17 protein-coding genes are annotated in these 13,026 nt (G+C 42.1%); 14 read left to right on the top strand and 3 right to left on the bottom strand.

The annotated features are described in order from the left end of the window. Nucleotides 1-52 precede the first annotated feature (52 nt). From NOM01_RS05125 to yunB, 3 genes are all read left to right on the top strand, one after another. Nucleotides 53-1,429 carry a bifunctional metallophosphatase/5'-nucleotidase gene (locus NOM01_RS05125; RefSeq protein ID WP_255746949.1) on the top strand — a complete coding sequence of 459 codons (1,377 nt, stop codon included), beginning with the start codon at nt 53-55 and terminating at the stop codon, nt 1,427-1,429. 55 nt (nt 1,430-1,484) lie between these two features. Continuing rightward, a complete protein-coding gene (locus NOM01_RS05130; RefSeq protein ID WP_255746950.1) occupies nt 1,485-1,787 on the top strand; it encodes a YunC family protein in 303 nt (100 codons plus the stop codon). A 127-nt stretch (nt 1,788-1,914) separates the two neighbouring features. Then, nucleotides 1,915-2,736 (top strand): sporulation protein YunB, encoded by an 822-nt coding sequence (yunB, locus tag NOM01_RS05135; protein WP_255746952.1) that lies wholly within the window; start codon nt 1,915-1,917, stop codon nt 2,734-2,736. A 37-nt stretch (nt 2,737-2,773) separates the two neighbouring features. Here yunB and NOM01_RS05140 read toward each other — a convergent pair whose 3' ends face one another. Next, nucleotides 2,774-3,766 (bottom strand): M23 family metallopeptidase, encoded by a 993-nt coding sequence (locus NOM01_RS05140; protein WP_255746954.1) that lies wholly within the window; start codon nt 3,764-3,766, stop codon nt 2,774-2,776. Between the two features lie 258 nt (nt 3,767-4,024). Here NOM01_RS05140 and NOM01_RS05145 point away from each other — a divergent pair, with 258 nt between their 5' ends. From NOM01_RS05145 to NOM01_RS05155, 3 genes are all read left to right on the top strand, one after another. Further along, nucleotides 4,025-4,315 carry a YutD family protein gene (locus NOM01_RS05145; RefSeq protein ID WP_255746956.1) on the top strand — a complete coding sequence of 97 codons (291 nt, stop codon included), beginning with the start codon at nt 4,025-4,027 and terminating at the stop codon, nt 4,313-4,315. 104 nt (nt 4,316-4,419) lie between these two features. Beyond that, nucleotides 4,420-5,187 carry a TIGR01457 family HAD-type hydrolase gene (locus NOM01_RS05150; protein WP_255746957.1) on the top strand — a complete coding sequence of 256 codons (768 nt, stop codon included), beginning with the start codon at nt 4,420-4,422 and terminating at the stop codon, nt 5,185-5,187. Between the two features lie 376 nt (nt 5,188-5,563). After that, complete coding sequence (locus tag NOM01_RS05155; RefSeq protein WP_255746958.1) at nt 5,564-6,526, top strand: hypothetical protein; 963 nt, start codon at nt 5,564-5,566, stop codon at nt 6,524-6,526. 57 nt (nt 6,527-6,583) lie between these two features. Here NOM01_RS05155 and NOM01_RS05160 read toward each other — a convergent pair whose 3' ends face one another. Then, nucleotides 6,584-6,805 (bottom strand): NifU family protein, encoded by a 222-nt coding sequence (locus NOM01_RS05160; protein ID WP_255746959.1) that lies wholly within the window; start codon nt 6,803-6,805, stop codon nt 6,584-6,586. A gap of 178 nt (nt 6,806-6,983) precedes the next feature. On the opposite strand from NOM01_RS05160, the gene NOM01_RS05165 reads away from it, so the two are divergent. The 7 genes from NOM01_RS05165 (at nt 6,984) to NOM01_RS05195 (ending at nt 11,885) form a co-directional block, all read left to right on the top strand. Beyond that, nucleotides 6,984-7,301 (top strand): DUF1462 family protein, encoded by a 318-nt coding sequence (locus NOM01_RS05165; RefSeq protein WP_255746961.1) that lies wholly within the window; start codon nt 6,984-6,986, stop codon nt 7,299-7,301. A gap of 39 nt (nt 7,302-7,340) precedes the next feature. Next, on the top strand, nt 7,341-7,571 hold the full coding sequence (locus tag NOM01_RS05170; RefSeq protein WP_255746964.1) for a hypothetical protein: 231 nt from the start codon (nt 7,341-7,343) through the stop codon (nt 7,569-7,571). A gap of 54 nt (nt 7,572-7,625) precedes the next feature. After that, a complete protein-coding gene (gene dapF, locus NOM01_RS05175) occupies nt 7,626-8,498 on the top strand; it encodes a diaminopimelate epimerase (protein ID WP_370645937.1) in 873 nt (290 codons plus the stop codon). Between the two features lie 70 nt (nt 8,499-8,568). Beyond that, on the top strand, nt 8,569-8,934 hold the full coding sequence (locus tag NOM01_RS05180; protein ID WP_255746969.1) for a HesB/IscA family protein: 366 nt from the start codon (nt 8,569-8,571) through the stop codon (nt 8,932-8,934). A gap of 111 nt (nt 8,935-9,045) precedes the next feature. Next, complete coding sequence (locus NOM01_RS05185; protein ID WP_255746972.1) at nt 9,046-9,414, top strand: TIGR02328 family protein; 369 nt, start codon at nt 9,046-9,048, stop codon at nt 9,412-9,414. A 252-nt stretch (nt 9,415-9,666) separates the two neighbouring features. Beyond that, nucleotides 9,667-10,224: a YfbU family protein gene (locus tag NOM01_RS05190; protein ID WP_255746974.1), complete on the top strand. Its 558-nt coding sequence runs from the start codon at nt 9,667-9,669 to the stop codon at nt 10,222-10,224. 443 nt (nt 10,225-10,667) lie between these two features. Beyond that, a complete protein-coding gene (locus NOM01_RS05195) occupies nt 10,668-11,885 on the top strand; it encodes an NAD(P)/FAD-dependent oxidoreductase (protein ID WP_255746977.1) in 1,218 nt (405 codons plus the stop codon). Between the two features lie 305 nt (nt 11,886-12,190). On the opposite strand, the gene NOM01_RS05200 is transcribed toward NOM01_RS05195, so the two are convergent. Beyond that, a complete protein-coding gene (locus tag NOM01_RS05200) occupies nt 12,191-12,553 on the bottom strand; it encodes a helix-turn-helix domain-containing protein (RefSeq protein ID WP_255746979.1) in 363 nt (120 codons plus the stop codon). Between the two features lie 168 nt (nt 12,554-12,721). Here NOM01_RS05200 and NOM01_RS05205 point away from each other — a divergent pair, with 168 nt between their 5' ends. Then, nucleotides 12,722-12,934 carry a helix-turn-helix domain-containing protein gene (locus NOM01_RS05205; protein ID WP_255746981.1) on the top strand — a complete coding sequence of 71 codons (213 nt, stop codon included), beginning with the start codon at nt 12,722-12,724 and terminating at the stop codon, nt 12,932-12,934. Nucleotides 12,935-13,026: the final 92 nt, after the last annotated feature.

Raw genomic sequence — 13,026 nt, forward strand, 5'->3', positions numbered from 1 at the left:
TATGTCAGCTTTAAAAAGCTGCATGGTTTGTTTCTTAATGGGAGGTTTACGTTTGATCACACTCCATTTTTTACATACAAATGATATTCACAGCCATCTTGATTCGTGGGGCTGCTTGGTACGTTACTTGAATCAGGAACGAGAACGCCTTAATGAAGCTGGAGAGCCGTTTCTGACCTTAGATTTAGGCGATCATATGGACCGTGTAAATCCAATGACAGAGGGGCTGCTCGGAACAGGAAACGTAAAATTATTAAATGATGCACACTATGACTACGTGACCATTGGCAATAATGAGGGGATTACATTTACGAAAGAGCAACTCAGCATTGCGTATCTGATGAGACGTTTTAAGATTGTGCTCGCCAATCTCTATGATCAGCAAACCGGAAAGCGTCCGCAATGGTGCATGCCATACGTGATTCAGGAGATGCAGGGCGTGAAGGTTGGTCTGATCGGGTTGACAGCTGCTTTTCCTCATTTTTACAGCCAGCTTGGTTGGACCATTAAGGATCCATATTCCGAATTAACGAACCTGGTGACACAGATACGCGGCAAGGTCGATGTTCTCGTTTTATTGTCTCATGTCGGTTTGCCGTTTGATGAAAAGGTCGCACGGGAAATTGAAGGAATCGATGTTATTATCGGTGCTCATACGCATCATGTGCTTGAACAGGGGAAAATAGTAAGCGGTACGTTAATTGCCCAAACCGGAAAGTTTCTTCAATACGTCGGTCATATCGTCGTTGATTATGATGAACTAAAGAGAAAGGTTGTTTATAAAGGTGCAGATCTTGTAACGCTTCGTGAACCATCTGATCAGAGCGCGAACAATGAGGTGCGCGAACTGACTCAAAAAGGCATTGCAAATATGCAGAAGGTTATTGCCGTGCTCGATCACGATTATCCGGTCGATTGGTTTGCAAAATCAGAATTAACCGACTTAATGGCTGATGCGCTTCGCAAGTGGTGTGATGCAGATATCGGAATGGTGAATGCGGGTGTTATACTGGATCACCTGTTGAAAGGTCCTGTTACGCGATTCATGATTCATCGCATCTGTCCTCACCCGATTAATCCATGCCGCGTCGAAGTGACGGGGGAAGAAATTGTTGAAATGATTCGTCTCGGACGGAAAAAAGACTTTCAAACCTTTGAATTAAAAGGATTCGGATTTCGCGGTAAAATGCTTGGCCGGCTTGTGTTTAGCGGACTTTCGTATGAAATAATTTCAGATTCACTGGTTAATGTCCGAATACACGGGCAGCCGATTGATAACTTAAGGCGATATAGTGTCGGTACGATCGATATGTTTACCTTAGGCTCATTTCTTCCTCCGATTGTCAAAGCTGAGCAGCGCTTCTATTTGCCGGAAACATTGCGCGATCTGCTTGCATGGCGGCTCGGTCAATTGCTTAAAGAAAAATGACAATTCACCCATTGCCCACTCTCCCCATAGGATAGGTGGGGAGGGAGGCTTAATAATGATTGACGTGCAACCTTATACAATTGATGGCATTCTGTATCAAGGGATCAGTGTCTCATTACCGAAAACGACTTTGCTTGTGATTGCTGGGAAAAATGGCTACATTATGTGTGGTGCGCTGGATGTGAATTTACTTAATGATAAGCTCGCTGATCGAAACGTGCTGGCCGGAAAGGCAGTCGGTGTCCGCACTCTGGACGATCTTCTGCATGCACCACTGGCAGAAGTGACGGTCGGTGCGGAAAAGCTTGGCATTCATGCAGGTACGATTGGTTTAGACGCTTTGAAAAAAATGGCCTAATTTCTTCAATCAAAATCTGAATAGATTTTGCGGAATCATTCAGATGCATGATGTGCCATGAGTTTTCCATAGAAAAAAGACTTAACCCTCCTTCACAGTCATATAAATGATGTGGAGGAGGGTTGTCATGTTTAAACCGAGCCGACGCTACAGAAGAAAGAACATGTCGATTAAGCATACGCTGTTTCTCTCACTCTTCATTTTTTTTCTGTGCGTTTCCCTAGCAATTTGGATTGTCAATGAGAAAATGAAGCCCGCCGTAATGAGTATCGCGCTCACACAAACGGAACAAATCAGTAATTATGCGATCAATTATGGAATTGGGCAAAATGTATTAAGCAACGTGAATGAGAAAAATGATCCTAATGAATTACCGAAAATAGATCCCTCTAAACTGATTCTCACTCACCGTACGGATGAGAATACGGTGAGTGATTTCGATCTGAATACTGAGGAAGCTAATCGTTTAAAAGGAATTATTTCTAATCGAATTCTTTGGTTTTTAAGAGCGGCTGAGAAAGGGCGTATTTCCTTAACCAATGGTCATGCTGATGATCTAGTATACAGCAAACATCATAACGGTGAGGCTTTGATCGCCGACATCCCGTTGGGGCAGGTTCTAAATAACGCATTGCTGAGTAATTACGGACCGCGTGTTCCTGTTGAAATGGATGTGGTCAGTAACGTCGAGAGCGACATCCGTTGGAACTATAAGAATGAGGGCATCAATAACACGCTGTTTATGTTGTATCTTGATGTCAAAATTAAGGTTGATGTTATTGTTCCGTTTGAAATGAAGACGAAAACAATTGTGCAACATATACCGCTTGGCGGCAAAGGTCTCAGTCCCGGTGTTCCTTACTATTACAGCTCAAATGGATCCGGCATTTCGACCGCAGTACCGATTGAGACACCTAAAAAAGAAGAAAAAAAGAAAAGTGGTCAGTAAAACGCAACACTCGTAGTCACGCTCAAGTGTTGCGTTCTCATTTGGATTCGTTCTTATTTGCCTGCTGTTCCCATATCCTTAATGCCGGGTACGGATCAACAGAATACTCTGCATGTCCGTTATCTCTGTACAGCCCATAATGCAAATGCGGCGGAAATTTTCCCATCGTTCCTTTTGGACCGTATCCCGAGCTTCCGACATAACCAATGACTTGTCCTGGCTTCGTAATAACATTGTGATGAATTCCGGGTGCATAGCCGTTCAAGTGGGCAAAATAATGGTAGTTTCCATGCAGATCGCGTAGGCCGATCCGCCAACCACCGTATTTATTCCAGCCTATCAGTTCGATGACACCATAAGCGGTTGCACGGACTGGTGTTCCGTAATCGGCGAAAATGTCGGTTCCTTCATGAATTCGATTTCCGCCCCATCCTCGCTTTGCGCCCCATGTCGAGGCATAATCATAATTGTAATTTGTCGGGACGGGAAAAGCGTGCTGTTCCAATTTAGCTGGCGTTGCATAGTCAAAGAGTCGAGCAAAATCTTCGATAAGGTCCACGGCTTTGCCTCTGTTATAGATGTTCCACAGGCCAATTCGTATGTTTTCTTCACCTGGTCCGGATTGAACAATTTGTTCGGCAAATGTGTAGAGCCGATCCTCAGGACTTTCAAGACTTGCATGGCCGTCGCCATTCCCGTCCTTACCCACACCTCCGAATAAGGCAATGGTTTTCGGATTCTCATCATTGAGATCAGGATTGAGCGGACCTGCCCATACGCGCTTTGGAAAGGTAATGCTGATTAGTTCATTTTTATTTTTTTTCTCAAGCCGTAACGCGTTTATATTGCGTGCATATTGGTCGCATCCGGCAAGCACATTCCAAGGAACATCAGTGAGCAATGCAGTTTTTAAATACAGTGCCTTTCGCTCTTGAGCTTGTGTATCCGGCTTTACTTGTGCGTGAACGGTTTGCGATGATACAAAAAATATAATGAGTAAGCTATAGATAATTCGTGACCGCAGCGACATGATTTAACAACGATCCTTTCATCGTTCATTTTTATTAGCAAACTTGGCTTCGCCAAGCCACTGGCGAAGGCGAAGACTACATTCCTTTAATTTTTTTCTTTCTTATTTTGTGTAAAATTGATTTGTTTTTGCACTTTTCACGAAAGCCGCGTGATCTGCTATAATGGACAGTATGCGGATATGATGCTCTGCTTTGCATCCAAAAGCGGGCAGATGCCATGATGTGCTATACGGCAATCAAGAGGGGAGGTTATCCCATTGACCGGTTCAATCGTTTCTGTTGAACACCATAAATATGAAGTTGTAGAAGATGTTCGGAACGGCTGGAATGAGGAAGCCTTTTTAAAGCGATACAGCGAAATCCTGAACAAATTCGATTACATAGTCGGCGATTGGGGTTATGAGCAGCTGAGGCTTCGCGGCTTCTATGAAAACCATAATCCGAAATCAACCTTTGATACGAAAATAAGCACACTTGTTGATTACATTGTTGAATATTGCAGCTTTGGCTGTGCCTATTTTGTACTGAAAAAAATTGATGGTAAATAAACGTATGAACCTTGTCTGTTAGTGTGCACAAAATCAGACAATTGATAAGTCTGATTTTGCTCAAAGACAAGATGCAATGTAAAACAACATGGAGGTAGAGACGGTTGGAAAAGTATGATGCATTTTTGCTTGACCTTGATGGTACCGTTTATTGGGGAAAAGAAGAAATACCGGAAGCTGTAACCTTTGTGAAGACGTTAAAAAGCAAAGGACTGCGTTATTTGTTTGTAACTAATAATTCGACGCGCACGAAAGAAGCCGTTGCCGATCAATTATCCGGGTTTGGTATTCCGTGCACGCCGGATGACGTCTTGACAACGAGCATTGCAACAGCGAGCTATATAAAAGCGCAAAAGCCTAACGCAAAAGTGCTCTACATTGGTGAGCAAGGATTGCAGCAAGCGATGCAAGCCGCTGGTTTTACCTATGAAGAGGAGCACCCTGATTTTGTCGCATTTGGTATGGATCGGCATATTACCTATGAAAAATATGCGAAGGCATGTCTGGCAGTCCGTTCCGGTGCAGCCTTTGTTTCCACAAATCCGGATGTCGCACTTCCTAATGAACGCGGTCTGGTACCGGGAAACGGAGCGCTGACATCCGTAATCACTGTGTCCACAGGTGTAAAGCCAGTATTTATCGGGAAACCGGAGCCGATTATCATCGATTTGGCGCTTGAGAAATTAGGTACAACCAAGCAGCGCACACTCATGATCGGAGATAATTATGATACAGACATTATGGCAGGAATTAATGCGGGCCTTGATACCCTCATTGTTCACACTGGCGTAACGTCTGCTGAAGTTTTGAAGACGAAGACCGTACAGCCTTCGTATGCATTAAAGTCCCTAAGTGAATGGAACTTTGAATAAGTGCCATTAATAACGACGATTATCATGATTTTTTAACAAATTCTTTAACTGAATAACCGCTTATATGGCCGCATTTTTAATGCGGTTTTTTAACAAGTAAAGAAAGTATAAGATTTTACCCCATATTTAAACGAATAAACCAGTGTCTTGACCGAGAATCAAAGCGGAGGTGCGAGACGCCTGCGGCAAGCGAGCAACCGAAGCGATGATTCAACACTGTAAAGACACAAACCAATCACACATGGCTGGAGATTAAAGACCGGGCGCTTTTTGCTCGGTTTTTCTTATGGAAATCATTGCTTGTTCGGGTGATGAAATATACTTTTGATCAATAGAATGGATAAAGTAGAAGTCTGACAATGGAGGCGGCCGTATTATGAATATGCCTGACTGGCGGTCGGTAGTGGCCAAAGATTACGATATGCAGAATACAGACGGACCCATTAGGCTTTATTTTTATCCCATAAATCAATTTTATCACCATAATTTAGAACAGCTGGCACGATGGGCGGATTATTTAGCGATCGAAGCCGGATTACCGGTCTGCCGAATGGTGCGAAACCGTGAAGGCCGCTATGATACGGAAGTGAATGGAGAGTCATGGGTCCTGATGAATTCTCCACTACAAACGGATCGGCTGGAACGATCAGCCGGGGCAATGCTTGCAGAATTTCACGCGCGGACATCAGGTGTCGATTTGGCGTCATTTCCCGAATCAACAGGGCAATCGAGAACAGAAAACTTAGAGAAACGACTTGATACATTGGAAAAAAAATATGATGTTTGTCAAAATGAAGGGCAGCGCTCGTCTTTTGAGCAAGTGTTCGTAGATCATTTTCCATACTTTTCAGGCTGTGCAGAAAATGCAATTCAGATGGCTGTTGATGAATCCATCAACTCCCCCAATGCGGAACCGCTTTGTATCGGACACGATCAATTTGTCGATTACGAACGTTTTCCTATAGATAATCCTGCTCTTTGGGTTGTTGACGATCGATCCAGGGATTTGGCGGAAGGGCTTCGCACACTTGCTTGGCAAAGCGTGCGAAGTGATCCGGAGCTGACAGCCAAAGCTTTTTTAGATGATTACGAAGCGCGCTTTCCGTTGAGTGAGCCCGCAATTGCCAAGATGTATGGACGCCTTCTCTATCCGCTTACCTTCATAGAATGCTGTGAGCGATATTTTACTGGTTCCGTAAATGCCAACGAACGTGACCTTGAATTGGTTTTGCGCCAGGGAGAAGAAAAAGTGAGGGATCAAGAGCGGCTGCTTTCATTTCTTGCAGACCGTTATAAAAATCGATTCTATGCCCCAGAATGGCTGTCCCGTCCATTATGACAAAAAAAGCACCGTTCGCAAATTCAGCAAACGGTGCTCAGCTTTATCCAGTTCTATTTAAAAGACTTGTTCAAGCTCTTTAATTCCGGGAACATTTTCAACGAGTGCTCGTTCGATGCCTGCTTTCAGCGTGAGTGTCGAACTTGGACAATTGCCGCATGCGCCGAGTAATCGGACACGTACAATGCCGTTCTCCACGTCCAACAATTCAACATCTCCGCCATCGCGCAGCAGGTAGGGACGAAGCTTCTCCAGTACCTCTTCGACTTGATTATACATACACACACTCCTCCACTGTTGCATTTAGACTCATTATAGCTTTTTTTATCTGGAAAATCTATTGATAAGTCATACCAGTTCAACAACTGAAGCGATTGTCAAAAATCAAATCAGTGACGCAGCCGTGTGAATTTGCTATATTAATTAGTAAATTACATGTGATCTTGAGGTGAACGGATTGGAACTAACAGTATACGGAGCTGAAGCCGTCTGCGCAAGCTGCGTTCAGGCACCGCCGGCAAAGGCAACTGCTGAATGGCTGGAGGCAGCTCTTTCACGTAAATTTGACGGAACGATTTCAGTCCGTTACATTGATCTTAATAAACCGGAAACAGCTGAAGACCGTGCCTATTGTGCTAAAATTCTTGACGATGACTATTTTTATCCGCTTGTGGTATCACAAGGGAAGGTGCTTGGCGAGGGATTTATCACACTCAAGCCGATTGTACACTACTTAATTGAGCACGGTATGTGTCTTCGGCAAACAAACCAATAAGCATACGCACGATCGATCAGATAAAAAGGAGGACATCATATGCTCGATTTTCATCACAGCTGGCCCTATGAGAGGGTTGCGAACGACCTCTATTTTGAAGAGTGTCCATTTTGTCATAAATCGCCGGTTTTGCTTTCGATTAAAAAAGAAGCTGTTGACGGTGCTTTCGAGGGAATTAAAGCAAATCTAATTATGCCTTGCTGTCATGAAAAAATCGTTATTGAAACGATGGATCGTGATTACATCTGGGCAACACAGGTATTACGCTGACGCTGACATACCGCTATCATATTGAGCGGCTTACATAGGACTGGAGTGATGAATTTGGGACAGGAAATTCAGTTTACAAAAATGCATGGCCTTGGCAATTGTTACATCTATTTGGACGGGATCACGCGGGATTTATCATCGATCACGTCCTTTCCTGAACTTTCACAGCACGTTTCCGATCCTTATAAAGGGATTGGTTCTGATGGTTTAATTCTGATTTTGCCGTCGACTGTCGCTGATGTGCAAATGCGTATCTTTAACAAGGATGGTTCCGAAGCGATGAATTGCGGGAATGGACTTCGTTGTGTCGCAAAATACGCCTATGAGCATCAACTGGTCGATTCAAAACGATTTGCAATTGAAACCCGCTCTGGCAATAAATGGGCCGTTGTACATGTGCAGAACGGTGTTGTGGATGAGGTGACCGTAGATATGGGAGAACCGATTCTTGAACGAGAGCGGATTCCTGTAGCAGGAGACAAACGCGGACAAAAGGTTATTCGCGAGCCCCTATCCGTTGAGGATAAGGGGTATACATTCACTGCCGTATCCATGGGAAATCCGCATGCCTTATTTTTTGTGGAAGATATTGCTAAGGCGCCGATTCACAAGCTTGGCGCGATGCTTGCCGATACGGATCCTCTTTTTCCAAATGGTGCTAATATCGGCTTCATTGAACCGATTACAGATCGGGAAGTGAACTACCGTGTGTGGGAACGCGGATCAGGAATCACTCAAGCATGCGGTACAGGTGCATGCGCGTGTGTTGTTGCCTCTGTTTTGGAAGAGCGTGTCGCAAAGAATGTGCCGGTAACCGTGCATCTTGAAGGCGGCGATTTACAGATTGAATGGAGAAACGATACGAATCATGTGATGATGACCGGTGAAGCAAAAACGATTTGTGAAGGGGTCTATTTTCAGGCATAAAGGATGTTTATTTGTGATTCAGGTCACATCACGATATAATGTTACTAAATCATAAAAGGAGCTGAAAGAAATGAATATTACATTGACTGATGCTGCCAGCTTTCGCGTCAAGGAAATGATTGAGAACGAACCGGGAGAAAACTTATTCCTCCGCGTTGGTGTCGGTGGCGGCGGCTGCTCCGGACTGACTTACGGAATGGGATTCGATGATAAAATGATTGACGGCGATCTCGCTTTTGAAGGCCAAGGTTTTAAGGTAGTTGTCGACCAGAACAGCGCGCCAATGCTCGACGGAGTCACCATTGATTTCAAACAAAATCTTGACGGCGGCGGATTCACAATCGATAATCCGAACGCAATTTCTTCATGCGGCTGCGGTCATTCATTTAAAACTGCAGACAACGAAGGACAGCCTGCAAAACAGTGTGACTGCTGAAAAAACAGATTACTTAGAAGCATATTTAGCAAATTTAACTATTAAATACGGTGCGACTTATCTTTTCAATTCTAAAACGTACAGCAAACTGCTTTAAAGGTTCGTGATCCCTTGAGACTTTGGCATCAAAAACTCATTCCCTTTTTACCGAGACAGCAACTGCTAGGACAACATCGAGAATGTGCAGCTCTAAGAGGAAATGGATGGGGCCGACCGCATGCGACCGTTAACTATGTTTTTAAGTATTCTCCATACAAACTTTTTCAGTTTCACATGATTGTAATTAAAGAAATGAAGAAACGTGGATATAATCCTGATATGCAATGGGCAGATCCGTTTTTTCGTGGGAAAAAATGCTTAAAATACAGTGAACTTGAATGCGTACCTTTAAAAGATCCTATTTATCCAGAGCATGATGAGGATTATTTGAAATCCTGCCTGTTAAATTTGAAAAATAAAGGTATTGAACTCTCTCTTTAACTAAAGTTTGCAAATTAAATTGTGTATCAATCAATTCCTAGTCAGCTGCTCTTTAGGTTTTCACAATGACTATTGATTTCGTTCATTTTGGAAAGCTAAAAACTCGCGGCTGTCTTTTTTTTCGAGCACCTTTTAGTGATTCATCACTAAAAGGTGTTTTTTCTTTAATATCGATCGTTCGAATGAAGCAGGAATTATTTCAAGTTCTGTTGAATGACTAATCATATCCTGCAAAAATGGAGATGGTAAACAATGGAACAAATAAAGCTGTCAAAAACCGAACGACTCATTTTAGCTAATCAATATATCATCTTAAGAAAATTGGATACCCATTCAACGGCAGAGTTTGATGGCATAATTGAAGCATTGATCAATGGATATCCATATATCTATAATGATTATTTTAGTTATGTAAACGATAATATAGATGAAGACATTGAGAAAAAAGTAATTAATGTCTTGAGTATGTTTCGAAGTCTGTATTCGAGCTATCAACAATTAGCTGTTGATGATCGGAATAGCATTGATGAAAGTGAAGTTGTTTTTAGTGGGTTCGATGGAAATAACGAAACTTCGCATTACGCCTTTACTGAATGCTTAATTAACAAATACGATCAATTTAATGAAGTAAAAGAGCTGATTAAAAATAAAAAATTAGAGGATTTGAATTCACATTTTCCTACATTGCCACGGTATAATCAACTCTTAGAAAGATGGTTCACGCTTAAAAAAGAAGGACAATTTAGTTCATCTGAAAATGTGTTCCTAACAGTAGATGAACTAAATTATGTCTTGGGACATAATTTCTGAACCTAGAGATCAATTTAATTATAGAAGCTGTCTGATGATTTGACGGCAACCTAACGGCATCTGTTCATTCAGGTGCTTTTATTGTATCTTAATTTGGAAATTTTCATATCCATCAATGGAGGAATTTGGATTTTTTTAGCAATACATGGATGACAATCAAATTGGTTGATGAAGTACATTTTGACGCGTATTGTTATCCGTGAGGAAGATTTGTCCATTTCGTATTATAAATATTTTTGACACAAATTATCCTTGAATTGTTAACAAAAAAGACATATTATTAAGAGGAAAACGAATCAACTTCAATTGCATTGATGGTTTGCTTGCTGGATTCAGTTCAACGAGAGTGAGCATATTAGTCGGCCGATGTTATGCATCGGCAAACCAACCTAATAACTGTATTTATATTTTTTATAAAAAGAAAAAGGTGGCTGTGAACAACCATGAGTAAGCCGAAAATCGTTATACTTGGCGCCGGATACGGCGGTATGATGGCAACCGTGCGCCTCACAAAAGAATTAAGTGTGGAAGATGCGGATATTACGCTTGTCAATAAGCATAATTATCATTATCAAACAACTTGGCTGCACGAAGCTGCAGCGGGAACGATTCACCATGATCGCACAAGAATGTTGATTAAAAATGTGATCAACACAAAACGTGTACATTTTGTGCAAGATTCTGTTCAGTCTATTGACCGTGAGAATCACAAAGTATTGCTCAAAAACGGTGAGATTGATTATGATTATCTGGTCATTTCACTCGGATTTGAGTCGAATACATTCGGTATCAAAGGATTGGAAGAAAATGCGTTTGCTATTCGCAGCGTAAACACGGCACGTAAGATTCGCGAACACATCGAGTATCGGTTTGCAAGCTACAACAGTGACCCGGATGCAAAAGACAGCGACTTGACTATTGTTGTCGGTGGTGCTGGATTGAGCGGTGTTGAATTTTTGGGAGAGCTTGTTGACCGGATTCCGGCACTTTGCAAGGAATATGATATTGATCCTAGTAAAGTACGAATTGTGGATGTTGAAGGTATGCCTTTTGTTCTGCCTCCGTTTGATCGGGAATTGGCAAATTATGCGCAAAACTATTTGGAAAGTAAAGGCGTTGAATTTAAATTAAGTACGTTTATTAAAGAAGCGACCTCCGAAGGCGTTAAGGTTCAAAAGAAGGACAGCGAAGAATTGGAAGAAATTCAGGCTGGTACCGTTGTTTGGACAGGCGGTGTCAAAGCTAACCACATTCCTGCTGAATCCGGATTTGAAACGAACCGCGACAAAATCCAGGTAAGTGCAGATCTTCGTGCTTCAGAGGACGATCACATTTTCGCAATCGGAGATGTCGCTGTTGTCTTCCCTCCTAATGCGGAACGTCCTTATCCGCCAACGGCTCAGATTGCCATTCAAGAAGCCGAAAATTTGGCGAAAAATATGAAACATATCCTTAAGGGTGAAGCGACTGAACCGTTTGTATACAAGCCTAAGGGTACAGTGGCATCACTTGGTGAAAAACAGGCGATCGGTGTCGTGTTTGACCATAAATTGACTGGCAAGCCTGCAGCGGCAATGAAAAAGGTAATTGATGATCGCTACCTGCTCATGCTTGGCGGTGTTCCACTCGTGCTGAAGAAGGGCAAATTAAATCTTCTTTAAGCATTGTGCCGATTAAATAATTATAGTCTCTCTAGTTTGGCGGATAAGCAAATCTGCCAGCCGGAGGGACTATTATTTTTTTAAATGATGTGTTTACATAGAGTAGTTAATAGAGACCTATGAAGAAAGTCCGATTGTCTCTGGCAACACGTTTCTTGCTCATAAATTAACCATTTGTGAAGTAAAGGGATTGATTGAAGACACGAAAAATAGAGTGCAATGGTTGGGGGGCATTGAAGGGTGTATTGCATGAAAATAATGAGTTCTATTAAAATTGAAGGCATTTACGATGAGCTTCCTGTTGCTCATTTCAGCCATTTCCAAATTTGCATTAACCGATTTGCCTTTTCAGGATTCTCGTTCATTTGATCAATCAGATGGTCAAGTTCCGGAATCTTTTTGACCTTCATAAGTAATTCCTTATCTTCTTGACTGCCGTACCCTAATGCAGACTCATTTATCAAACCAGTGCGACCAAGTAAATAATCTGTAGAAACACGAAGATAATCCGCAATTTGCACAATCATTTCAGGATCTGGTTTGCGATCTCCTGATTCGTAGCGGCTCAGCTGCGCATTGGAAATATTTAATTGACGCGCCATTTCAAGCTGCGATACACTTTTTTCATCGCGCAGGAAACGGATTCTGCTGCCCAACGTGTTAACCATCAGGAGTAATCCTCCTACATTTTGCTTTATCACTAAACAAGAAAATTCTATCATGTTCCCTTTTTAATAGTGTTTTGTTTGACAAATAGGAAAAATGATTGATGATATTTAGATCTTAATGCTATAATTCTAACTAAAATTACCAATAAGGTAATGAGGAGGATCACTATGCTGACTGTTGACCTGAACAGAATGAGACAGTTAAGAGAATCAAAAATGTCATTGCAAGAAATGGCCACACGAATCGGATATCAAAGCGCCAATGGTTACTATTATCTTGAATGCGGCAGAAGTAAAATAAGTGCTGCGACACTCGCTAAAGTGGCAGTGGTACTAGATGTACCGATTCAAGAGCTCTTTACTGACCAGGCGGAAAATTGATACGATGATGGTCTCTTAAGAAGATGGGAAAGTTTACAAGTAATGAAACCAGTCAAAACTTTGAATTTGTACGAGTCAATGCTAAACTTAGT

The sequence above is a fragment of the Sporolactobacillus sp. STSJ-5 genome, from assembly GCF_024385605.1.
In the GTDB taxonomy this organism is placed as follows: Bacteria; Bacillota; Bacilli; order Bacillales; family Sporolactobacillaceae; genus Sporolactobacillus.

Coding starts and splice junctions, on each gene's coding strand:
- NOM01_RS05190 (WP_255746974.1), top strand. CDS start 9,667: ATGGAACAAATAAAGCTGTCAAAAACCGAACGACTCATTTTAGCTAAT.
- NOM01_RS05160 (WP_255746959.1), bottom strand. CDS start 6,805: ATGTATAATCAAGTCGAAGAGGTACTGGAGAAGCTTCGTCCCTACCTG.
- NOM01_RS05200 (WP_255746979.1), bottom strand. CDS start 12,553: ATGGTTAACACGTTGGGCAGCAGAATCCGTTTCCTGCGCGATGAAAAA.
- NOM01_RS05195 (WP_255746977.1), top strand. CDS start 10,668: ATGAGTAAGCCGAAAATCGTTATACTTGGCGCCGGATACGGCGGTATG.
- NOM01_RS05205 (WP_255746981.1), top strand. CDS start 12,722: ATGCTGACTGTTGACCTGAACAGAATGAGACAGTTAAGAGAATCAAAA.
- NOM01_RS05130 (WP_255746950.1), top strand. CDS start 1,485: ATGATTGACGTGCAACCTTATACAATTGATGGCATTCTGTATCAAGGG.
- NOM01_RS05170 (WP_255746964.1), top strand. CDS start 7,341: ATGCTCGATTTTCATCACAGCTGGCCCTATGAGAGGGTTGCGAACGAC.
- yunB (WP_255746952.1), top strand. CDS start 1,915: ATGTTTAAACCGAGCCGACGCTACAGAAGAAAGAACATGTCGATTAAG.
- NOM01_RS05180 (WP_255746969.1), top strand. CDS start 8,569: ATGAATATTACATTGACTGATGCTGCCAGCTTTCGCGTCAAGGAAATG.
- NOM01_RS05140 (WP_255746954.1), bottom strand. CDS start 3,766: ATGTCGCTGCGGTCACGAATTATCTATAGCTTACTCATTATATTTTTT.
- NOM01_RS05155 (WP_255746958.1), top strand. CDS start 5,564: ATGAATATGCCTGACTGGCGGTCGGTAGTGGCCAAAGATTACGATATG.